This window comes from Enterococcus italicus, from assembly GCF_023743875.1.
Taxonomy (GTDB): Bacteria; Bacillota; Bacilli; order Lactobacillales; family Enterococcaceae; genus Enterococcus_G; species Enterococcus_G italicus.
The window spans coordinates 2013291-2036752 of the sequence record NZ_JAMRVB010000001.1; the positions used below are offsets into that span (position 1 = coordinate 2013291).

The window sequence follows — 23462 nt, forward strand, 5'->3', positions numbered from 1 at the left end:
GGAAGCAGATGAGTGCAATTGAATTACGAGGAATTACCAAGCAGTTCATCGATGGCGATGAGACCATTGATGCATTAAAAGAAACGAACGTAGCCGTTGAAGCTGGAGAGTTTGTGGCGATTATCGGCCCTTCTGGATCGGGGAAAAGTACCTTATTAACAATAATTGGTGGCTTGCAGACGCCATCTACAGGGGAAGTATTGATTAATGGTGCGTCCTTTAGCAGTGAATCAGAAAAGAAACGTGCACGCCGGCGATTCGATGAAATCGGCTTTATTTTGCAGTCGTCGAATCTGGTACCATTCTTGACGGTCAAGCAACAATTTCAATTAGTAGACGACATTACTAAGAAAAAACAAAGCGAGCGACGAGAGATGTTATTGGAGCGACTAGGTGTTGAGCGACTTGTAAACAAATACCCGAGTGAATTGTCTGGAGGGGAGCGGCAGCGTATCGCGATTGCGCGTGCATTGTATCATCAGCCGACTGTAATTTTAGCGGATGAACCGACTGCTAGCTTGGACTCTGATCGTGCGTTTGAAGTAGTGGAACTACTTGCAGAGGCAACAAAACAAGAAAACAAAGCGACAATAATGGTGACCCACGACACGCGCTTAATTCAAGCATGTGATCGCGTGTTACGTATGCAAGATGGGAAATTAACAGAAGAGTAAACGAGTCGCTCGTTTACTCTTTTCTCTTTTTATTTATTTGTAGGTAGCGTTCTTTTTGCTTACGTGCTAGTTTTTTGAAAGCAGCTTCGGCCTTGGTGGCTTCACTGCGAGTGGCGAAGCATTCCGTGTGGATCATCGTCAGTGGGCGACGGGACTGGAGGCGTGTATACTTCGCGCCAATGCCATCATTATGTTCCTTTAAGCGGCGATCCGGATCTGTCGTATAGCCGCCATAGTACGATCCATCCTTACATAGGAGTACATAGAAATAATGCTTAGTTGCCATAAAGCATCTGCCGAATCTCTGGCGTATAGGCCTGGTCTTCATCATAGGTAAAGAGCGGCGGATTGACTTTAAAGCCTTCTTCTTTTCCATCTTTAATGGCTTCGATGAGTAAGATGTTTGCGTCTTTGCCGTTTTTGGGATAGACGAACTGGACGCGCTTAGGTACAAGGCGTTGGCGACGCATCGCATCTAGTATCGTTAAAAAGCGATCTGGACGATGGACCAATGCCAAGCGGCCGTTAGTTTTGAGTAATTTGCTACTCATTGCAACGATTTCTTCTAAGTTTGTATGGATTTCATGTCGAGCAATCGCCAAGTAAGGATTGGGATTTTTGACGCTCTGTGGCTGATGAGGAAAATAAGGCGGATTGCAGACCAATAAGTCGACCGAGTCCGGGGCAACAAAGGCTAAGCTATCTTTTAAATCGGCTGTATAAATCTTCATTTGATTGGCTAAGTCGTTAAGTTGAATGCTACGTTGCGCCATATCAGCTAGGCGTTCTTGTAATTCGATTTGGATGATTTCGGCATTGGTTTTTCGGCTAATAAATAAGCCGACTGCGCCGTTGCCCGCACATAAGTCGACGATCCGTCCTTTTTTAGGAATGCGCGGGAAATTGGCTAGCAAAACCGCATCTAATGAAAAGGAAAAAACTTCCTTGCTTTGAATAATTTTAATATCATCTGCATATAGTTGATCAATACGTTCATTCGCATATAATTGAACCATTTTTTCACCTCCGAAGACTACGTTCAACATTATACCTTGTTTTTTCAAAGAAGCAACTGAGAAAAAGACTTGTCAATCAAGCCCTTTTCTTGCATACTACTGTTAAAAGAGAGAAAGGAACGACACGATGTTTTTTACGTTTATGCGCGGGTTGGTGCGCGTGATTTTGTTTGTTATTAACGGCAACGCCCGCTATCAAAATCGCCAAGCACTTCCGCAAGATGAAAATTATATTTTGGTTGCGCCTCACCGTACGTGGTGGGACCCATTGTACTTAGCTGTGGCGGCACGACCGAAGAAGTTTGCGTTTATGGCGAAAAAAGAGCTCTTTAAAAATCCAGTATTGTCTTTTATTTTGCGTCATGCGAATGCCTTTCCTGTGGATCGCGAAAATCCTGGGCCAAGTGCAATCAAGACACCTGTCAAAATTTTAAAGAACACGGATCTGAGCTTGATTATGTTTCCAAGTGGGACCCGGCACTCGACGGATCTAAAAGGAGGCATGGCCTTGATTGCAAAGATGGCGAAAGTCCGCGTGGTGCCATGTGTCTACCAAGGACCATTGACGCTCAAAGAGTTGTTTAAGCGCAAACGCGTCATTGTTCGCTTTGGTGAGCCGATTGATATTAGTGATATTCCCAAAATGAATGATGCCGGCATGCTTGAAGTCGAGCGACGAATCCAAACCGCATTCACAGCAATCGATCAAGCAGCAAATCCCGATTTTGTTTACAAAATTGAAGAAAAATAAGTAACAAAGAAAGCAGGAAGGTGCGAAAATGCCCGACCTGTTTTTTTCGGCTCTTTGTCAATTGCTGTTGTTTTGCTCAAATCGTATGTTAGGAAATGCTTTGGCATTTCCTTTTTTGCGTTATTAAATGATTTCACAGATGTTCTGTTGAATCAGGACACGCATCCGGAGATGACGAAAAGTCCGAAATCCAAAAGCAATTCTTTTGATTACTTTGATGAGGTTATTCTTTCCCTCCAATTTTCCGTTTGAATAGGGATATTTTAAGGAGTTTGTGATGGCTTCTGTGTACTTTTTCAGATAACAAATTGTCTTTTTAAGCCCATCATTCAAGGAATGTGGCAATGATTCAATGAGATTGAAAAATTCAGTAAAATCTTTTGCATCAAAAGCAGCTAATAACTCTTGATAGACTTCATAGCTTTGTCGTAGTTGGTTATCTATAGAGAGTAGGTAATCAAGCACCTCCGACTCCGTCATGTATTTCCCTTGGAAGAGGGGAAATTGCTTAAAGCATAGTGGTAATAAGTCAACAGAAAAGTTGAAATAATTCTTCCCTATGTATCGTAAATTGAGCGCACTTAAATAAGACTAGCCAAATGAAGCGTTTTCACAGACTGAATCCAAGTGAATGCGTAAATAACTTTTTGTTATTTATCTTCATACCCCCTTGGTGGCGTATAAAGTTGGTGATTACGTAGTAGCGTATCCACCAATCGCACAAATTTTCTTGCAGTTAAGACGATGGCTATTATATGTTGGTGTTTGGGTGTTTCAGCGTATTTCTTTTGGTAGAACGCACGATATTCAGGCAGATGTCTTCTTACAGAGTTGGCGGCTTCAACTAAGTAATATCGGAAATATCTATTGCCTTTCTTGGTTAGAGGTGTGTGTTCAGATTCTCTACGTCCAGATTGACTTCGTTTCCAGTTTAAACCAGCGTATTTCGCTAATTTAGCTTGATCATCAAATCGTTCAATTTGCCCAATTTCGGCAAGCATACCAGCTGCGTAAACTAAGCCTACACCTGGAATACTTGTCAAATATTGATACTCTGGGATTGATTCGACAAGGTCAATAATTGCCTTTTCATAGTCTTTAATTGCACTTTCTAGGCTGCGGATCTCTCTTACGAGAATTCCAAGGACGATGTCTATTGACTCATCCATAACAGCACCTAGTCGATAAGAAGAGCGGATGGCTTTTGTAATAGTTTTTGCCAAAGCTTCAGGGTCTTTAAAGTTTCGTCCTTTTTCTTGAAGTAACTGAGCAAAATTTTCTAAAGGCATTTGAAGCATATCATCTAAGCTCATGTCGTCTGTAAGTAGACTCATGATCGTAGCTGAAAAGATTGTTGTAGAACCGTCAGAGTCACGCAACTCTTTCTTGAGTGTATTGCACTTATAAGAAAGATTTTCAATGAAGTGTTGCTTGGTTTCCACTAGTTGCTTCACCATTTGATACCTCGCTCTTGTCAGGCGTTGTAAAGCCATATACTTTTCTTCTCTGACAGGAGAGTTCATGTAACGCTGAATACGTAAGTAATCGGCAATCATGAAGGCATCAATCGGATCTGTCTTATCCATGTCATACATCTTTGTGTATTGCTTGATACGGTGTGGATCTTCAATGGTAGTGTGAACACCAATTTCCTTAAGCTCATCATCCATTTGGAAATACATGGCTGGATGAAAGCTATACATGGAAGTTGATTCCATGCCAATGACAATGGACTGGAAATCAAAACGCTTATGGAGCTTAATGGCCTGTGTTTTAAGGTCAAACGCACCAAGAGTATCATTTGGATAACTTTCTTCATGAAGAACATCAAGTTCATCATTTAAGAAACAAGTATCCAACGTTTCAGAACTAACATCTATACCTACAAATAATTTCATTTTGGAAGGACCTCCTTTCAAGTAATTTTGGAAAATGCTTCGATACTGTGGGCTTCCCAAGATACACGTTGCTTCCCACAACCTCGCATACGAGAATATAGGGACAACATCAGAGAACCGCAACATTCACTCTACTAATGTGAACGCTCGTCAGTTGTCCAAACAGATAGTGTGTTGGCAGTGTCATCAACGGTCTGGGTTGCAAGATTCTGAACGTAGATAAAACTACAGGAGGTGACAGCACATTCCCATGTGGATCCTTTCCACTGACAATTGTATCTTAAGAACCCAACAATATCGAAATGAGATTCCATAGATGTTATTTTTGAAGGAAATTAGATTTAGAAGAATAAGAACCTTAAAAGGTATCTAAAATATATTTTACGAGGAGGTGTAGTTTAGTTTTGTATTTTTCTTTAGGATTGTTCGCCAATATTTTTTCAGCTTTCGGTAATCTTTTTGCGCTTGTGGGTCACTTTTCTTTAGTTGCTTCATTGTCTGAATTCGTTGGGTATTAAATGCACGCGTCATTTGTTGGATGATGTGGAAGAAATTGATAGAGAGTCGCGCATTGGGAAAGACTTCTTTCGTCACTGCATCGTAAGAGGCATTCATATCCATCACGATGTGTGTCACACGTTTCCTGGCTTTTAAGGGAAACCGTTGGAAGTATGCTCGTAACTTGAATTTGCGCCGATCATCTAAGATATCAAAGATTTTGCCAGTATCAGCATCACTAATAATAAAGCACATAGCTCTTTCACAATCACGCGTTCCTTTGAATTCATCAATTAGAAGATGCTTGGGAAGAGAATTGATTTTTTTACGTGGCTCTTCAAAGAAGCTGTCTAAGACGCGCTCAACGGTTTTTGTGGAAACAAAATACCGCTGTGCAATATCCTTCATTGAGATCTTTTTCTTCAAATCCACAGCAATCGCAAATTTTAAGGCCTGCGAAATGTAACAATTTTCCGCTACATAATAGGTTTTGGCAGAAAACGTATGATGGCACAGAGTACAACGAAAACGCTGTTTGTACAGGTGTAGATAAGTTGGTACTTCTTGATACGGAAGCAACTGAATCCAACTATCATGATAAGCATGACGGATGACAGAATCAAACCCACAATATTCGCAACGATGCGCTTCTCCAGTTAATAAGCCGGTAAATACATTGGCCATACGGCCATGAACGCGCTCTTTACTAATGGCATCTTTTGAAAAGGTAATATGGGAATCTTTGATGTTCAAAATTTGTTTGATAGAATGACTTGTCTTTTCATCCGTACATTTGATATTCTTACTTATGGACATTTGGTTATCCTCCTATGATTGTTTTTGCCGATTTAATTATAGGACAACCAGATGTCTTTTTGTTATAAAAAAATATTTGGCGTCACTACTCAGCTTGAGTAACAACACCAAATATTATAGAACCTTTTTTTCTTGTCATTTATAAGTAAGTTTTTCTGTATTTGTCTTGCTTGGTGGTATAATAGAGAAAGAATCATTTTTACGGGAGGAGCTACATCTTTATGAAATGGAGTATTCCAGAACGCATCATCGGTAAAGGAAGGGCCTATTTAGAAAGTGGCCGGGTTCTTTCTATCACACCTGATCCCGCGCAGCAAGTCTGGCATGCAGAAGTTTTGGGGAGTGAATTGTATCAAGTAGAACTTGATGCGACAGCTAAAGAAGAAGATTTTTGCCAGTGTCCGTACTGGGAAGAACATAAATACTGCAAGCATACGGTAGCGGCTGAGCTATACTTGCGCCAGCAGGGCAAGACTCGGCAGTTGCCAAAGGACGATACTACGGCTCCTCGCGTTTTTTCACCAGTCGATTTATTTGCGAATGGGTTAAAAAATCTTCACGAGCGGACAAAACCAGTCTTGGCACCGAAACTAGGGATAGAAGTCTTACTTGAGTCATTGCCTACGAACCCTTACCACGATGATATGGATGTTTTGGGGATTTCGATTAAAGTAGGGCTACTAGAAGAGCGCAAATATGTTGTGAAAAATATTTATAAATTTTTGCAAATGGTGAGTGAAGAGAAGAAATATGTAGCCAATAAAAAACATACATTCTTATTAGCTAAGCAAGCCTTTGATTCAAAGACGGTTGCGTTACTTGATTGTTTACAAGCGATTGCGCAAACTCAACAACTACTTGGCCAACAAGGTTTGCAAGTAAAAGGGAAATTAGACAAAAAGTATTTGCTATTACCGGTAGAACAAGCAGAAAGTGTCCTTGCTACGTTACAGACGGTCCCTTTTCAATTTAGCGGACCGTCTGAGTGGACTACTATGACGGCTGAGTTTCACGAGGCACCATTATTGTATTTTATCAAAAAGCAAGGGGATAAAGCAGTCTTAGATGTAGCAGATGCGTTTGATAAAGTCTATCGTTATTATCACTGGGCGCTTAAAGATGGGCATCTCTATCGGCTATCTGATGAACAACTGACTGCCTATACTACGATTGAACAATTAATCAAACGATTGCCAGAGCCGGAAGTATCATTTGATCGTGAGCATTTCTCAAGTCTCTTTCGCCAAGTTGTCCCCGTCTTACGGACGGTTGGTCAAGTGACTGTGGCTCAAGAAGTCCAAGAATTGGTGACGGAAGAAGCATTACAGGTGACGTTTTATTTGCGCAAACGACGCGGCATGATCGATACAAAAGTGCACTTTCAATATGGCGACTCGATCTTTTCAACCGATGACAAAGAATCTGTCAAACCAATACGTACGCAACAAGTCTTGCGTGACTTAGAAAATGAGCAAGCTGTGTTAACACTTTTGGCTACACTAGGCTTTGAAAAAGATGAAACGAGTTGGCAAAGACCCATTCCGACAGGTGAGGCATTGTATCACTTTTTCCGAGTGGATATTCCGAAATTACGCCAAATGGGGACAGTGAAGATTGGTCAAAAGTTGCGTGAATTGTATTTGGATGGCAAGTTTTTAGCGCCGGATGTCTTGGTGGATGAAGAGTCTTCGTGGTTGTCGATTCGTTTTGATGTGACCGGGATTCAAGATCATGAAATTGATGCGATGTTACGCAGTCTGATGAAGCACGATCAGTTTTATACGTTGGAAAGTGGTCAAGTCGTATCGTTAGAAACAGAAGCATTCCAACAAACGGCACAAGTCCTTGCCCAATTGCGCGCGGGCTTTCAGCTAGAGAATGGGGTCGTTCAGCTACCGAAAAATCAAAGTATCCATGTCCAGCAAGTATTGGGCACGAACGTCTCATACAGTGATGACTTTACGCAAATGACGCAAAATCTGGTCCATCCAGAGTTATTTGCGGTCGAGTTACCTCAAGGCATAAATGCGCAGTTGCGCGATTATCAGGTGGCCGGCTATCGTTGGCTAAAAATGTTAAGTTCCTATCAATTTGGCGGGATTTTGGCCGATGAAATGGGACTTGGTAAAACATTGCAGGCGATTTGTTACTTATTATCGGAAAAGCAAGCAAACGAATCTTTACAAGCACTAATTGTCGCACCTGCCAGCTTGACGTACAATTGGTTACAAGAAATTCGTAAGTTTGCACCAAGTTTGAATGCAGTCGTAGTGAATGGCACCAAAGAAGAACGTGAAGCGTTGTTGCAGCAAAAAGCAGATATTTACATCACTTCTTACGCTAGTCTGCGTCAAGATATAGACCAGTATCAGGCGCTTGCATTAGAGTATTTGATTTTAGATGAAGCGCAAATGGTGAAAAACAGTGGCACGAAGACAGCTCAAGCACTGCGCTCGCTATCTGTTCGTCAGCGTTTCGCATTAAGTGGGACACCGATTGAGAACAACTTGGATGAATTGTGGTCGTTATTCCAATTGATTATGCCAGGATTCTTCCCAGCTAAAGCAGCATACCGTCAATTTTCAGCCGAAAAGATTGCACAAATGATTCAGCCGTTTGTGCTTCGACGAGACAAAGCGACGGTATTGAGTGATTTGCCTGAAAAGATTGAGATGAATTATTACAGCACACTGACGACCGACCAAAAGACGATCTACTTAGCCTACTTGCGGCAAATGCAAGAAGAAATTAGTCAGATGGACTCGAGCACCTTTAAAAAGAACCGTATCAGTATCTTGGCTGGATTGACCCGTTTGCGCCAAATTTGTTGCGACCCACGACTTTTTGTGGACGAGTATCAAGGTGGTTCAGGTAAGTTAGAGCAAGTTAAAGATTTATTGCTTGCAGCGAAGGAAAACAAGCGTCGAGTCTTATTGTTTTCTCAATTTACAAGTATGTTGAGCTTGATTGCCAATGAGTTAGATGAGATGGGACTAAGTCATTTTTACTTGCGTGGTAGTACGCCGTCGAAAGATCGAATTGAGATGGTCGATGCCTTTAATGAAGGTGAAGCTGATGTGTTCTTGATTTCCTTAAAAGCTGGCGGCACGGGACTGAATCTTACAGGAGCCAACACCGTGATTCTCTATGATCTTTGGTGGAATCCTGCTGTTGAAGAGCAAGCAGCAGGTCGTGCGCATCGGATGGGTCAAAAGCAAGTGGTCGAAATTTGGCGCATGATTTCTGAAGGCACAATTGAAGAACGAATGGATGATTTGCAAAATGAAAAACGAGAATTATTTCAAAAAGTAATCCAAGGAAACGAAGCGCAACTACAACAAATGACTGAAGAAGATATTCGTTTGATATTAAGCATGGGCGACGAATAGAGGTGTGACAAAAGCGCATAGATCCGAGCGATAAGTACAAAAATCCCAAAAATTGATTTTAAAATTTTTGAGGATTTTTTACTTAAAGCCGATGGATCTGCTTTTGCCACGACCTTATTTTTTTCGCCAAGCAAGTGAAGGTGGTGATTATTCTCAGTTAAGGTATAATCATTGAGAAAGAAAAGGAGTGTGTTTATTGCGTGTCATGAAACAGTTTTTTGCGTACTACAAGCCTTATAAGGGCTTATTTTTATTAGATTTTGGCTGTGCTGTATTGGCAGGGGCGCTTGAGTTAGCATTTCCTGTCGCTGTGAATGTGGTGATCGATGATATTATGCCACATAATAATTTCCGCTATATTTTACTAGCCTGTTTGGGCTTATTATTGTTTTATATTTTGAATACGTTCTTGCAATATATTGTCGTCTATTTCGGTCATGCATTAGGTGTGAACATCGAGACAGACATGCGACGGAAGTTATTTTCTCATCTACAAAAGCAATCATTTGAGTACTACGACAACCAGAAGACTGGTAAATTGATGAGTCGGTTGACGACGGATTTGTTTGAAATATCCGAAGTAGCTCACCATGGGCCCGAAGATGTCTTTATAACAATTATGACGTTAGTTGGTTCATTTTACTTAATGTTTCGAATGCATGCTTCCTTGGCGATTGCCATGATTCTACTGGTGCCCTTTATTACATTTTCCATGTATTTCTTTAATAAGAAGATGACGACTGTCAATACTGAGATTTATGAAAATCTCGGTGAATTTAATGCGGGGATTGAAGCATCAGTCAGTGGCATCCGTGTAACACAATCTTTTGCCAATGAAGCGCATGAAAAGCAACGATTTCATCATCTGAGTGAGTTGTATCGCCAGTCCAAACACACGTTTTATCGTGTGATGGGTATTAGTTCAGCGTATAATTATTTTCTGATTCGCCTAATGAATTTGTTTGCATTGGTATTTGGGTCATACTACACTTTGCGCGGTGAGCTGACTAGTGGGCAATTTGTGAGTTTTATCTTGTTGTCTAATGTCTTTGTGCGACCGATTGAGAAAGTCAATATTATGATTGAGAGTTACCCAAAAGGAATTGCCGGCTTCAAACGTTTAAATGAAGAGATTAACCGCAAACCAGCAATTCAAGACTCACCAACCGCGAAACCTGTCACAAAATTAGCTGGGGATATACACTACGACAATGTATCATTTGCCTATGATCCACAGCATCCAGTCTTAGACCATGTTTCCTTTTCCATCAAAAAAGGAGAAACGATTGCTTTTGTCGGACAAAGTGGTTCTGGGAAAACGACAGTCTGTAATTTGCTGCCACGCTTTTATGAGCGCACGGGTGGAAAAATTACGATTGATGGCATAGACATTCAAGACATTACCTTGCAATCACTACGGGAACAAATCGGTACCGTCCAACAAGATGTCTTTTTATTTCCCGGTACGATACGAGAAAATATATTATACGGGAAATTAGAAGCGGCAGAGGCGGAAGTAGAGCGCGCAGTCAAGCTAGCTCACTTAGAGTTTGTCATTAATCAATTACCTGATGGCTTGGATACGGTTATTGGGGAGCGCGGCGTTAAGTTATCCGGTGGTCAAAAGCAACGTGTAGCAATTGCCCGTATGTTTTTAAAGAATCCACCTATTTTAATATTAGATGAGGCAACTTCGGCACTAGATACCGAGACAGAACAAGTGATTCAAGAATCCTTAAATCAACTTGCAAAAGGGCGAACAACCTTGATTATCGCCCACCGTTTGGCTACCATACGTCATGCGACACGGATCATTGTGGTCAGTCCGGCGGGGATTGTCGAGCAAGGGACACACGAAGAATTGATGGCTACTCATGGTGCCTATCGACGATTGTATGAATCTCAGTTTGGGAGAAGTGACACATAAGGGGACAGGCGAAGGAGCCTGTGACGAAGTGATTGATTACGAAAGGAAGCTAAAAAGAAAGAAAACCTATATTTCATAAAGAAAAAAGGATACCTGACTTTTTTGTCTTGCTAAGTCTAATAAGAAAAATAGAATTCAGCTTTAATAAACTTTGTGAATAAAACAGTTTTTTGTAGTTGTTATATAATAAGTTTCTGATAGTTACCTAGTTTTAACACAGTCTTAACATATGAAAGAAAGCTTACAATCACAAAGTTTTTCATCAATTTTTACGATGATGAAATGAAAAAGCATGAAAAAATAGCTAGTAATTTAATTTTTTGTCCTGTATAATAAACTTATGAAATTGAAACAATATGTTGCATATGGTTGAATAGAAAAAGGAGTGATTACGTTGTTGACATTGTATACTTCCCCAAGTTGTACTTCTTGCCGAAAAGCCAGAGCATGGCTTCAAGAACACGAAATTCCTTTTGTCGAACGAAATATTTTTTCAGAGCCATTAAATATTGATGAGCTTCAAACCATTTTACAGATGACTGAAGATGGGACAGAAGAAATTATTTCTACCCGTTCTAAAGTGTTTCAAAAGTTAAATATGGACTTAGATGATTTGCCATTGAATGAGTTATTAAAGCTCGTTCAAGAAAATCCAGGATTGTTACGTCGTCCAATTATGGTCGATGAAAAGCGCCTGCAAGTTGGATTTAACGAAGATGAAATTCGTCGTTTCTTACCAAGAGATGTTCGTCAATTAGAGTTGCGGCAAGCGCAATTGATGGCTGGTTTATAGGCAGCGATCGGATGTAGTTACGAGTGAGTAGCTACATCTTTTTTTGTGTTTCCTAACATTGAGTTAGTGATAAATCCTTTACATTTTGGTAAGATTCGTTACAATGAAAGTAGCTAGAAATCGTAAAGTGAGGTGTAGCTAAGATGGAAATGGAGCACATCAATGAAAATACAATCCGTGTCTTAATAAAAGGCGAAGATTTAGCTGCGAGAGGATTCACTTTTTTAGACTTATTAGGAAATAAAGACGAAATTGAGAGTTTTTTCTATAGCATTTTAGAAGAAGTAGATGTCAATGAAGAATTCAAAGGTAGTGAAGCTGTGACGTTTCAAGTCATGCCAAAAGGGGACGGCCTTGAATTATTTATTAGCAAAAGCAATGCTGAAGAGTTAAATGAATCATTTAAAGCGTTCCGTGACGAAGATGGCGAATTACCTGAATGGTTTGGCAAGATGGATGATGAGAGTGATTTCGAAGAGGTTGGGTTAGAAGAGTTGGAGCAAGAGCTTGCAGCACAAAAAGAAGATGCTGATAAGAAGCCGACGCACCCTGTACTTTTACCAAAGCAATCACTTATTATTGAAATAGCCAATTTTGAAATGGTTGTCTGGTTGGCCCACGAAGTTCAACTTGAAGAGGTCGATACAACCCTCTACGCGATGAACCAACAATATTATTTGGCTATTCAGTTTTTAGGTGAGGATGTTCTTGAAGCAGAAAAGAAAAATATTCTAGCACATGTTTCAGAATTTGGCCGAAAATCCACAATCACAAAAGCTGTTCTGGACGAGCATGGTCAAGTAATTGTAAAAAATGACGCCTTACCATTTATCCGTGAACAATTTGCCCTTTAAACTAGGTTGTGACAAAAGCGCTTAGCTCTGAGCAATAACTCAGAAATTGCAAAAATTGTTTTTTCAAATTTTGGGAATTTTTAAGTTATTGCAAGAGAGCTGCTTTAGAACACCGTTTAAACTAGGTTGTGACAAAAGCGCTGCTATAAAAAGGCCACCAAATCCAGAAGTTTGAGATATAACTTTTGGATTTGGTGGCCTTTTTGCGTATATATAGGCAGGAGGGATGACAATGTTATTGGCACAGTCGAAAGATGGTTCATATATTGACGCAGCACTTCTGGCGAAAAAAAAGAAGCGTGAGCGACCAAGGTTACACTGTCCAGGCTGTCAATCTCCTGTCCTGCTAAAAGCAGGAGAGCAAAAAATTGCTCATTTTGCACATTGTAAAGGGACGACCTGTCAGACGTATTCTGAAGGGGAGACGATGGAACATTTGCAGGGCAAGCGATTGTTGCTACAATTCGTCTCATCTGCAACAATTGAAGCTTATTTACCTGAACTGAAACAAAGACCTGATTTATTAGCGGATAAGCGGGCACTTGAATTTCAATGTTCTCCTTTACCTTTTTCGCGCTTTCAGGAGCGGACGTTAGGGTATATCCAGGCACAATATCAACCAATCTGGATCCTAGGCTCAAAGTTACAGCCGAAGCGCCACTGGACGCATTTCCAAAAAGCATGCTGTCAACTGAATTCTGCTACTACTTTTTATAGCTTTGGCTTAGATGTGAGTCAGGAGAAGCTGCTTTGTTATCGAGGGATGCAATGGTCTTATCCTGTCGGTTATACATGGCAAGTTTATTCAAAAACACCGGCGCACCAGTGGAAATTTGAACGAGCGGTCTGTCAATCACTACACACGACTGAGTCTTATCCACATTGGTTACAACGGCAGCTTATGCAGCTGAACCCAACATTTCTGACATTGCAACAAAAAGTTTATGAGCTTGGTCTGTCAATTTTTTCGCTTCCTAATTGGTGCTATAGTCCGAGTCGATATGGCTTTTTATTTACACATGAACTATTGGTCTTACGGGCCTATTTTTGCTATTGGTCAACCTTTGATGACTGGCGGCACGCATGTCAAAAGACAAATCTATTAGAAGGGTGGCCTTATCTTGATTGCGAGCAGTTATGTGTTGAACTGTATCAAGAGTGTCAGCAATTAGCCAAGTATATGAAAAAATAAAATGCATCTCTAAAAAAAATATAGTATGATACAATAAAGTCTTCTGTGAGAAAAGCTACCATCATCACAGAAATAAGCGAAAAGGGGAGTTTTTAATTATGTCAGAAGTGCAACAATTACCAATACGAGAAGAAGTACCTGAAGCATTGACTTGGGACTTAACGAAGATTTTTGCCTCGGATGAAGCATTCGAAGCTGCTTTTGCCACAGTACAAGAAGAATTGAAGGAAGCCGATACATATAAAGGGACCTTAACAAATGGGGCAAGTGCATTTTTAAGTGCGATTGATTATTTGCTAAGTATTTCCAGAAAATTAGAAACACTTTATGTGTATAGTCATTTAAAAAATGATCAGGATACTGCCAATACGACATATCAAGCGCTAAATGCACGTGCAACAAATCTAGCTGCTCAAGTAGGAGCCGCATTGAGTTGGTTTGAACCAGAAGTTCTTTCATTAGCGGATGATGTGATTTGGGGATATTTTGATGAAGAAGCGGCTTTAGCACCGTATCGTCATTTTATTGAGACCATCGTTGCGAATCGTGATCATGTTTTACCTGCTGAGCAAGAAGAATTATTAGCAGCTTCTGGAGAAATTTTCGGCTCACCAAGCAAAACATTCTCTGTATTAAACAATGCTGATTTAGTATTTCCGACAATCAAGGGTGAAAATGGCGAGACTATTCAATTGTCTCATGGTGTTTATGGTCAATTAATGGAAAGTACGAATCGCGATGTGCGTGAAGCAGCCTTTAAGGGATTATATGAAGTATATAAACAATTTCGAAATACCTTTGCTTCTACATTAAGTACAAATATAAAAGCCCATAATTTCAAAGCGTCTGCGCGCCATTTTGAGAGTGCTCGCCAAGCGGCCCTAAGCAGTAACCACGTGCCTGAATCTGTTTATGATACTTTGGTTGACGTGGTAAATGAGCATTTACCGTTGTTGCATCGCTATATGGAATTACGCAAACGCTTATTGGCTGTCGATGAATTGCATATGTATGATGTCTACACACCATTATTAGGCGAAGCGTCAATTTCTTATACCTATGAAGAAGCGGTCGAAAAAGCTTTAGAAGCATTAGCGCCAATGGGTGAAGAATACTTAGCAGTCGTGAAGTCTGCTTTTGACAATCGTTGGATTGATGTTGTCGAAAACAAAGGCAAACGCAGTGGTGCTTACTCTTCTGGTGCGTATGACACCTTGCCATACATCTTAATGAATTGGCATGATACATTGGATCAATTGTTTACCTTGGTTCACGAAATGGGTCATAGCGTGCATAGTTACTTTACTCGTACTAGCCAACCATATGTCTACGGTGATTACCCAATTTTCTTGGCAGAAATTGCTTCAACAACAAATGAAAATCTCTTAACAGAGTACCTATTAAAGACTGAGTCAGATCCAAAAGTACGTGCGTATATTTTGAATCACTATTTAGATGGCTTTAAAGGAACAATCTTCCGTCAAACGCAATTTGCTGAATTTGAACACTTTATGCATGTGGAAGATGCCAAAGGGACGCCACTGACGGCCGAGTTTTTAAGTGAATCTTATGGGGAATTGAACAACAAGTATTATGGACCAGCGTTATCAAATGATGATGAAATCAAGCTTGAGTGGTCTAGAATTCCGCATTTCTACTATAATTATTACGTGTTCCAATATGCAACAGGCTTCTCTGCTGCATCGGCTTTGTCTCACAAGATTTTGACAGAAGGACCTGAAGCATTAACGAACTATCTTGCTTACTTGAATTCTGGATCAAGTGATTATCCAGTAGAAGTAATGAAAAAAGCAGGCGTGGATATGACTAAAGCTGATTATATTGTTGATGCGATGAAAGTCTTTGAACAACGTCTGAATGAATTGGAAGCATTAGTAAAAGAATTAGAAAATTAATTTGTTTCTAATTATGTAAAAACGAGCTTCTGATAAAAGAAGCTGAGAAAGCATTCATAAATAGTAACGAAAAGACCAAAACATCCGGAAGTAGTTTCTCAAACTTTTGGATGTTATGGTCTTTTTATTGTAGTAGCTCGTTGTGTCTCGCTGGTTTATTTTGTTGAATCAGCGGCTTCTTTTGCACGCTGAATTTTATTTTTTGTTGGACGAAAGGTCAAATTCCAGTCGTTTAAAAGATTTAAAAAATGAGCCTGATCCGCATGTGCCTCATCGACTTCTAGCTCTAACTCATAGTCATGGAGATTATGAGCCCAGCTTTCATCAATGGCTAATAGTCCTTCATTGATCGGTAGTTCGGCACGTTTGGTGGTCAATTCGGCAAATTTTACGACCCCAGCTGGATGTATCCCAAGTGTCTCTAAAGTTTGTGCCACTGCGCCTTCATTTGGAATCCGTCCTAGCTGCAACAATTCTTTGGCTTCTGCGAGCGTTAGTTGATCGGTTGTTTCGAGCTTTCCGACTGGTTGAGGAGATTTTAAGGTGAGTTCTGCATAAGTATCTAATAGACGAATACGCAAGCCACACTTTTTGGATTGTAAGGTAAAAGTCGGGGTATCGAAATAACTATTTGTCTGGATGAAAAATTCCGTGATGTTTAGCTTTGTTAAAAGGCGAGTATATTCTTCTTTGGTTAAGGCAGTTTTCCATTCGATTTCAAGTTGTTCACTCATAAGGGTCCTTCTTTCTGTGTGCTTTCTTTGGTTTTACTTGAAAGAAGACAATCTGTCAACTTTCTAAGAGCTTTCCTTTTTGTAAAGAAAGTAATAGGACTAAAGATTTTCTCTAAACTATGATAAGATAAGCCTGTATGTTTAAAAGAAACGAGGGATCCAAATGGAACGTGATTGGGATAATTTTTTAGCGCCGTATGAGCAGACCGTCTCAGAATTGAAAGTGAAGTTACGGGGCATTCGCAAACAGTTTCGTGAACAAAATAAGCATGTACCAATTGAATTTGTGACCGGACGGGTAAAGCCTGTCGATAGTATCGTCACCAAAAGTAAATTAAGAAATATTCCGTTTGACCGCTTGGAAGAAGAGATGTCTGATATTGCTGGCTTACGAATTATGTGTCAGTTTGCTGAAGATATCCATCAAGTCGTGCAGCTTATTCGCAATCGTAATGATATGCGTGTATTAATTGAGCGTGATTACATCAGCAATCAAAAGAACAGTGGGTACCGGTCGTATCATTTAGTCGTCGAGTATCCAGTCCAATTAGTTACTGGTGAAAAGAAAATATTAGCTGAAATTCAAATTCGCACATTGGCAATGAATTTTTGGGCAACAATCGAACATTCGCTAAACTATAAATATCAAGGAGATTTCCCACCAGAAATCGGCAATCGTTTGCGACGAGCAGCGGAAGCAGCCTATCAATTAGACGAAGAGATGTCTAGTATTCGCGAAGAAATTCAAGAAGCGCAACATTTATTTATTAGAGGTAAAGGCGAGCATCGTGCGCATTCTGACGAGACAGAAAGGACACTAGAGCATGGTAAAATTGAAGATAGCAGTGGTCCACAATAAGACTGAACACACCTTACAAATTACAGCTGAACTATTAGAAAAATTAGTAGCTGCTGGCCATACCATCGATCAACGAAATCCAGAACTAGTTATTTCGGTAGGTGGGGATGGTACACTTTTGTCTGCTTTTCATTTGTATAGCCACAAATTGGACCAAGTGCGCTTCATTGGTGTGCACACGGGGCATTTAGGTTTTTATACTGATTGGCGTGATTATGAGTTGGATGATTTAATTGAGCTGTTAAGTACAAGAAAAGACGAGAGTGTCAGTTATCCTTTATTAGACGTGCGGATTACGTATCGAAATGGTAAGCCCACGAAGCATTTCTTGTCGCTGAATGAATCAATTGTCAAACGGACTGATTCTACGATGGTCGCAGATATATACATTCGTGATGAACTATTCGAGCGCTTTCGTGGCGATGGCCTGTCCGTATCGACGCCAACAGGATCGACAGCGTATAATAAAAGCATTGGAGGAGCGGTCTTGCATCCACGAATCAATGCCATTCAGCTTGCCGAGATTGCCTCATTGAATAACCGTGTTTTTCGGACACTTGGCTCACCCATGGTAATTGCCAGCCATGAATGGATCGAGTTACGGATGCAAGATAGTGCTGAATGCTTGGTTACGGTAGATCAATTTCAGTTACAACAAGAGGAAATTAAGTCGATCTTTTATCGAATTGCTGAAGAAAAGATTCAATTTGCATCTTATCGGCATACACATTTTTGGCGTCGCGTGCGCGATGCATTTATTGGAGAGATAGAAGAATGAGGTTTGAGTATACCTTTCAAAAAGCTGAAACACAGCAAGTGAAGTATTTTTTAAAGGAGCAAGGCATTTCTCGGGGGTTGCTTGCTAAAATTAAGTTTCAAGGTGGCGCGATTTTAGTGAATCAGCGTGTTGAAAATGTCTTGTATTTTCTTCAAGAAGGGGATATAGTGACGATTGTGACGCCCGATGAAAAGGAACATGAGACATTGTTGGTAGACAATGGACCAATTGAGGTTGTTTTTGAAGATGATCATCTCTTAATTGTCAATAAGCCAGCCAATGTCCCATCCATCCCTGCCCAATATCATCCGAATCAAACGATGGCCAATCGAGTGAAGGGTTATTACAAGCGGAAGAACTATCCGAATCAAGTCGTTCATATCGTGACTCGATTGGATCGAGATACGACTGGATTGATGGTCTTTGCCAAGCATGGGTTTGCTCATGCCAAGCTCGATGTTCAATTACGCGACAAATCGTTTACTAAAAAATACCAAGCGCTCGTGTTTGATGAAGCAAATGCGCTTGAGAATCATGCAGAAATTATTGCGCCAATTGGCCGCAACGATGCTTCGTTGATTCAACGACAAGTCGTAACGGATGGACGTTATGCCAAGACGGAATATTGGTTAGAAAAAAAATACCAGCAAATCGCCTTGGTCGATATCCAATTGCATACCGGGAGAACCCATCAAATCCGTGTTCATTTTGCATCGATTGGGTGTCCATTGCTTGGTGATGATCTTTATGGTGGTCGCTTAGACTTAGGGATAATGCGGCAAGCATTGCACTGCTATGAGTTGCATTTTACCCATCCATTTTCCGGGGAAGCATTGTCATTTGTACAGCCATTACCTGAAGATATGGCACGCGTCATTCAGGCGACATTTTAAGTGAGGTGAGAGGATTGGAAGAAACACAAGAAAATTTAGCCAAACAATTTCAACAACTGGAAGTAGCATTGCAAGAGAATCAGTTGCAAGCCTTTCGGGAAAATTTTTTAGCTCTCCATATATATGAACAAGGGCAGTTTTACCAGTCTCTCGATGCCGCCAAACGTCGCTTAGTCTACGCCTACTTATCACCAAAAGAATTAGCGGATATGTTTGATTCATTGGAAGACACGGACGAGATGAAGAACTACTTGGAAGAAATGCGCCCGACCTATGCCGCTGAAATGCTTGGGCATATGTATACGGATAATGCCGTTGACATTATGAAGACGTTGCCTAAGCACCAGCTAGCTCAATATTTAACACTGATGGATAGTGAAGAAGCCACTGAAATCAAAGATCTATTGCATTATGAGGATGATACAGCCGGATCCATTATGACCACAGAGTATGTTTCGATTGTGGCCAATCAAACGGTTCGTTCGGCCATGTATGTGCTAAAATCGCAAGCAGATATGGCCGAAACCATCTACTATATTTATGTGATTGATCAAGAAGAACGTTTAGTGGGTGTGTTGTCTTTAAGAGATTTGATTGTTAATGATGATGATCGCATGATCGAAGATATCATGAGTAAGCGCGTCATTAGTGTCCATGTAGGGGACGACCAAGAAGACGTCGCCCAAACGTTTCGGGACTACGATTTCCTAGCGTTGCCGGTCATTGATTATGATGGTGGTTTGTTGGGGATTGTGACGGTCGATGATATTATCGACGTTATCGACGATGAGGCTGCGAGTGACTACTCGGGACTAGCCGGAGTTAACATAGAAGAAGTCTATGAAAATCCAGTAAAAGCTGCCAGCCGGCGTCTTCCGTGGCTGATTACGCTATTGTTTTTAGGGATGGCCACGGCTTCGTTAATTAGCCGCTATGAAGAACTAGTCAGTGAGGCCAGTATTTTAGCGGTCTTTATCTCATTGATTACTGGTACGGCCGGAAACGCTGGGACGCAATCACTGGCGGTCGCTGTTCGGCGTCTGGCGATCAATGACGACAAAGAAAAAACGATCTGGAACACGATTATCGGAGAAGTGCTGACGGGTCTAGTGACAGGAGCAGTTACCGGGTTGACGATCTTTTTGATTGTCACCGTTTGGAAAGGTAACCCGATCTTAGGTTTTGTGATTGGGATGGCGATGATGTGTGCCATTACGGTCGCGAATTTAGCAGGTAGTCTGATTCCAATGTTAATGGATAAATTAGGATTCGATCCAGCGGTCGCAAGCGGTCCATTTATTACGACTTTAAGCGATTTGACTAGTGTGTTGATTTATTTCAATATTGCGAGTATCTTTATGAACTATTTTATTAAATAAAACGAAGCTGAGACGAAATCAGCTACAAAAAGACCGGCCAATCCAAAAGTGTTTTTGAACCACTTGGATTGGCCGGTCTTTGTTTGTAATTCATTGTGGTGTTTTGCTAGTATTTCGTATCTTTAGCAGTTAGGTTGATGAGTTTGGTGCCGTGTAGTTCGACGCAACCAAGTGTCGATAGGACTTGATTTTTATTTTGAGCGGTGATACCCCCGCCGATAATAAAAGTCATCCGTGGGTCGGCTGCGGCTAGCAGTTCTTTTAATGCTGGATAAAAGGTTTCAACGGGTTGATCGAGTGGGCCGCCGTGAGTAAGAATGCGCGTCACACCTTGCTCTGCCAGCCAAGTGACCGCCGCTAGCTGCTTGTCTTTTGGTATCTCGTCGAAGGCCATATGAAAGGTTACTTGTAATCCTTGAGCTTGCTCAAGTAAATCTAGCATCGCATCTTCATCGATCAAATGCTCTTGGGTTAAGCAGCCAATCACGATGCCATCGATGCCGATTTTCTTGGCTTCGAGGATGTCGCGTTCCATAATTTTTAACTCTATGTCATTATAGACGTAGTCACCGCCTCTTGGACGAATCATTACCATTAGAGGGATGCCTTGTTCTGAAGTGTAGGCTAGACTCTCTGCCATCACCCCGATACTAGGAGTGGTGCCACCGACTGCTAAGTTGTCACATAATTCAATTCGTTGTACACCTTCGCGCAAAGCTTTTGGGATGGCGGTAAAGTTTTCCGCGCAAAATTCTTGGATCATTTTTGTGTTTCCTCCACTCTTGTTCTTACTCTAGCATTTTACCATAAAGTTATGCTAAAGTAAGAACAAGAGTGGAGGGAAAGCATGTTAAAAAAAATTGAACGCGGACAACAATTTGTCTGGCAACATCAGGACTTGTTTCGTTGCCCCATTTGTTTTTCTCCAATGAGTGAACAACCGCGAGGATTAAAATGTCAATCGAATCATCAGTTTGACGTCTCAAAGAAAGGCACGCTGTATTTTCTTACTCATGCGATTGATAGTGACTATGATGCAGAGTTGTTTCATGCTCGCGGGCGAATGATTCGCTCGGGAATGTATCGGCCTGTTATAGAGAGGATTGCAAAAGAGTTAGCCGACACGCGGGTGTTAGATGTGGGTTGTGGTGAAGGAAGCTTCTTGAGTTTATTGACGGAGCAAGGCACTCCTTCGGTAAGTATTGGCTTTGATATTGCCAAAGAGGGTGTTTACCAAGCATCAAGTCAACCGAACGGTGATTTTTGGTGTACGGCTGATTTAACGAATTTGCCTTTTACGAATGGTGCATTTGAGGCCGTTTTAAATCTTTTTTCACCATCGAACTACCAAGAATTTGCTCGGATACTTTCTCCAGGTGGTAAGGTAATCAAGCTAATACCCAATGCGAACTACTTGAAAGAATTACGCCAGGGGTTTTATCCAGATGACCTTCACAAACAGACCTATTCAAATGAGCGCGTACTGGCTAAATTCTTCCAAGAGTTTCCAGACGCAAGCCATGAAAGATTTTCATACGTTTTCACTATTCCAAAAGAGCGTCAAAGAGATTTACTTGAAATGTCTCCGCTCGAGTGGAATGCTACTGAATCCAAGAAAGAAGAGCTCTACCAACATCCTTTGAAAAAAATAACAATTGATTTAGATTTGTTAATAGGAACGAAAGGAATGAAATAGTTACATTTTTTTTATTTTACCCTTGCATAAATAACACGGGAGTGATATATTGTTCTCAAGTCATTTTTCATTGGTTTTTATCAGCATCCTGTTCTGATAAAAGTTAGTGAAAAAAGCTTCACTAACGTAACAACTCGCCGTGCTTGATCACCGAGTTGGTACGTTTTTTTTATATATTAAACCAAGACGATAAAGGAGTCTTCATTGTGAACCATATTGTATTATACGAACCATTAATTCCAGCTAATACTGGTAATATTTCTCGGACGTGCGCTGCCACAAATGCGCCGCTGCATTTAATTGAACCACTAGGCTTTTCAACAGATGACAAACACTTAAAACGCGCAGGTCTTGATTATTGGGATGCTGTGGATATTACGTATCATAAAAGTTTAGCCGACTTTTTGACTTATTTAGGGGAACGGCCGTTACATTTAGTGACCAAGTTTGCCAATCAGACCTATTCGGAAGTGAATTACGCAGACAATCAGGAGCATTTCTTTTTATTCGGCAAAGAGACGACAGGGTTACCAGAGGACTTCATGCGTGAGAATGTAGAAAAGTGCATACGTATCCCGATGAATGACGAGCACGTTCGTTCATTGAATTTATCCAATACAGTGGCTTTGGTATTGTATGAAGCATTGCGTCAGCAAGATTTTCCTAAGTTGGAAAAAGCGCACCATTACACCAATGATAAATTAGATTCTTATTAAGATGGAAGTGGAGAGGGCAGATGGATCTTTATTTTACAAGACATGGGAAGACTGAGTGGAATTTGGAGCGTCGCTTTCAAGGCATGAAGGGGGACTCCCCGCTTTTGCCAAGTAGCTTCTTAGAGGTACAAGCGCTCGGGCAGCATATAGCGGATGTGCCATTTGAGCATATCTATTGTAGTTCAGCTCCGAGAGCACAAGTCACAGCACAAGAAATTAACAAGCAATTGACAAAGTCAGTCGCGATTACGCCGACAGATGCTCTATTAGAGATGGGCTATGGTATTTTAGAAGGGCAATCGATTGATGAGATGCTTGCCAAATACCCGACTGAGCTTGGAAACATGCGGTTTCATATGGATCAATACGATCCTACGCCTTTTGAAGGTGAGACAGTCGCGGCGATGATTGAGCGCATGACAGCTTTTATTACCGAAAAAGTCGGCGCGCATACGGGTCCCGTCTTGTTCGTCGGTCATGGTTCTTCCATGACTGCAGCCGTGCAAGCATTGCTTGGCAAGCCAGCTTCAGAGTATCGTTCGATGGGTGGATTGTATAACAATAGCCTGACGATTCTAGAGACTGAAACCAAGCAGCCGCCATATCAACTAAAACTTTGGAATGATGCTTCGTTTTTAGAGAAGGATGCATCACTTGATTCATTGCTATAAACGAAAGGAGCG

20 protein-coding genes and 2 pseudogenes are annotated in these 23462 nt (G+C 40.9%); 15 read left to right on the plus strand and 7 right to left on the minus strand.

Going from position 1 to position 23462, the window contains the following annotated elements; all coding sequences use genetic code 11:
* Positions 1–8: 8 nt before the first annotated feature.
* On the plus strand, positions 9–674 hold the full coding sequence (locus NE257_RS09910; RefSeq protein WP_251854957.1) for an ABC transporter ATP-binding protein: 666 nt from the start codon (positions 9–11) through the stop codon (positions 672–674).
* 13 nt (positions 675–687) lie between these two features.
* Here the strand turns inward: NE257_RS09910 and NE257_RS09915 are convergent, their stop codons facing one another.
* Both NE257_RS09915 and NE257_RS09920 read right to left on the minus strand, forming a co-directional pair.
* Entirely contained in the window at positions 688–960 is a 273-nt protein-coding gene (locus tag NE257_RS09915; protein WP_007207218.1) for a GIY-YIG nuclease family protein, read from the minus strand.
* Positions 950–1690, minus strand: a complete 741-nt coding sequence (locus NE257_RS09920; RefSeq protein ID WP_251886366.1) for a tRNA1(Val) (adenine(37)-N6)-methyltransferase — start codon at positions 1688–1690, stop codon at positions 950–952. The genes NE257_RS09915 and NE257_RS09920 overlap by 11 nt, the downstream gene beginning before the upstream one ends.
* Positions 1691–1817: 127 nt before the next feature.
* Here NE257_RS09920 and NE257_RS09925 point away from each other — a divergent pair, with 127 nt between their 5' ends.
* Positions 1818–2441 (plus strand): lysophospholipid acyltransferase family protein, encoded by a 624-nt coding sequence (locus tag NE257_RS09925; protein WP_007207216.1) that lies wholly within the window; start codon positions 1818–1820, stop codon positions 2439–2441.
* A 123-nt stretch (positions 2442–2564) separates the two neighbouring features.
* On the opposite strand, the pseudogene NE257_RS09930 reads toward NE257_RS09925, so the two are convergent.
* The 3 genes and pseudogenes from NE257_RS09930 to NE257_RS09940 form a co-directional block, all read right to left on the minus strand.
* Positions 2565–2954 (minus strand): annotated as a pseudogene (locus tag NE257_RS09930) (transposase); the annotation flags it as partial.
* Positions 2955–3091: 137 nt separating this feature from the next.
* Positions 3092–4339, minus strand: a complete 1248-nt coding sequence (locus NE257_RS09935; protein ID WP_251886367.1) for an IS110 family RNA-guided transposase — start codon at positions 4337–4339, stop codon at positions 3092–3094.
* 387 nt (positions 4340–4726) lie between these two features.
* Positions 4727–5653: pseudogene (locus tag NE257_RS09940) on the minus strand (ISL3 family transposase); the annotation flags it as partial.
* Positions 5654–5874: 221 nt separating this feature from the next.
* On the opposite strand from NE257_RS09940, the gene NE257_RS09945 reads away from it, so the two are divergent.
* From NE257_RS09945 to pepF, 6 genes are all read left to right on the plus strand, one after another.
* The gene (locus tag NE257_RS09945; protein WP_251886369.1) at positions 5875–9042 is read left to right on the plus strand and encodes a DEAD/DEAH box helicase; all 3168 of its coding nucleotides are present in this window, start codon (positions 5875–5877) and stop codon (positions 9040–9042) included.
* Positions 9043–9247: 205 nt separating this feature from the next.
* Complete coding sequence (locus tag NE257_RS09950) at positions 9248–10969, plus strand: ABC transporter ATP-binding protein (RefSeq protein ID WP_251886470.1); 1722 nt, start codon at positions 9248–9250, stop codon at positions 10967–10969.
* 394 nt (positions 10970–11363) lie between these two features.
* Positions 11364–11762 (plus strand): transcriptional regulator SpxA, encoded by a 399-nt coding sequence (spxA, locus tag NE257_RS09955; protein WP_040366011.1) that lies wholly within the window; start codon positions 11364–11366, stop codon positions 11760–11762.
* Between the two features lie 143 nt (positions 11763–11905).
* Positions 11906–12616: an adaptor protein MecA gene (locus NE257_RS09960; RefSeq protein WP_251886370.1), complete on the plus strand. Its 711-nt coding sequence runs from the start codon at positions 11906–11908 to the stop codon at positions 12614–12616.
* Between the two features lie 226 nt (positions 12617–12842).
* Positions 12843–13808 (plus strand): competence protein CoiA, encoded by a 966-nt coding sequence (locus NE257_RS09965; RefSeq protein ID WP_251886371.1) that lies wholly within the window; start codon positions 12843–12845, stop codon positions 13806–13808.
* A gap of 98 nt (positions 13809–13906) precedes the next feature.
* Complete coding sequence (gene pepF / locus NE257_RS09970; RefSeq protein ID WP_251886372.1) at positions 13907–15724, plus strand: oligoendopeptidase F; 1818 nt, start codon at positions 13907–13909, stop codon at positions 15722–15724.
* Between the two features lie 155 nt (positions 15725–15879).
* Here pepF and NE257_RS09975 read toward each other — a convergent pair whose 3' ends face one another.
* Positions 15880–16458 (minus strand): CYTH domain-containing protein, encoded by a 579-nt coding sequence (locus NE257_RS09975; RefSeq protein WP_251886373.1) that lies wholly within the window; start codon positions 16456–16458, stop codon positions 15880–15882.
* Positions 16459–16621: 163 nt separating this feature from the next.
* On the opposite strand from NE257_RS09975, the gene yjbM reads away from it, so the two are divergent.
* Genes yjbM through mgtE form a run of 4 tightly spaced genes read left to right on the plus strand, consistent with a single transcriptional unit; the run spans position 16622 to position 20367 of the window.
* Complete coding sequence (yjbM, locus tag NE257_RS09980; protein ID WP_007207208.1) at positions 16622–17317, plus strand: GTP diphosphokinase; 696 nt, start codon at positions 16622–16624, stop codon at positions 17315–17317.
* Entirely contained in the window at positions 17283–18095 is an 813-nt protein-coding gene (locus NE257_RS09985) for an NAD kinase (protein WP_007207207.1), read from the plus strand. Before yjbM ends, NE257_RS09985 begins: the two co-directional genes overlap by 35 nt.
* The gene (locus tag NE257_RS09990; RefSeq protein WP_251886374.1) at positions 18092–18988 is read left to right on the plus strand and encodes an RluA family pseudouridine synthase; all 897 of its coding nucleotides are present in this window, start codon (positions 18092–18094) and stop codon (positions 18986–18988) included. The genes NE257_RS09985 and NE257_RS09990 overlap by 4 nt, the downstream gene beginning before the upstream one ends.
* Before the next feature lie 14 nt (positions 18989–19002).
* The gene (gene mgtE / locus NE257_RS09995; RefSeq protein ID WP_251852311.1) at positions 19003–20367 is read left to right on the plus strand and encodes a magnesium transporter; all 1365 of its coding nucleotides are present in this window, start codon (positions 19003–19005) and stop codon (positions 20365–20367) included.
* Positions 20368–20473: 106 nt separating this feature from the next.
* Here mgtE and NE257_RS10000 read toward each other — a convergent pair whose 3' ends face one another.
* Positions 20474–21130 carry a copper homeostasis protein CutC gene (locus tag NE257_RS10000; protein ID WP_007207204.1) on the minus strand — a complete coding sequence of 219 codons (657 nt, stop codon included), beginning with the start codon at positions 21128–21130 and terminating at the stop codon, positions 20474–20476.
* Between the two features lie 84 nt (positions 21131–21214).
* On the opposite strand from NE257_RS10000, the gene NE257_RS10005 reads away from it, so the two are divergent.
* From NE257_RS10005 to NE257_RS10015, 3 genes are all read left to right on the plus strand, one after another.
* Complete coding sequence (locus tag NE257_RS10005) at positions 21215–22063, plus strand: putative RNA methyltransferase (protein WP_007207203.1); 849 nt, start codon at positions 21215–21217, stop codon at positions 22061–22063.
* Between the two features lie 203 nt (positions 22064–22266).
* The gene (gene trmL / locus NE257_RS10010) at positions 22267–22779 is read left to right on the plus strand and encodes a tRNA (uridine(34)/cytosine(34)/5-carboxymethylaminomethyluridine(34)-2'-O)-methyltransferase TrmL (RefSeq protein WP_040367080.1); all 513 of its coding nucleotides are present in this window, start codon (positions 22267–22269) and stop codon (positions 22777–22779) included.
* Between the two features lie 20 nt (positions 22780–22799).
* Positions 22800–23450 (plus strand): histidine phosphatase family protein, encoded by a 651-nt coding sequence (locus NE257_RS10015; RefSeq protein WP_251852314.1) that lies wholly within the window; start codon positions 22800–22802, stop codon positions 23448–23450.
* Positions 23451–23462: the final 12 nt, after the last annotated feature.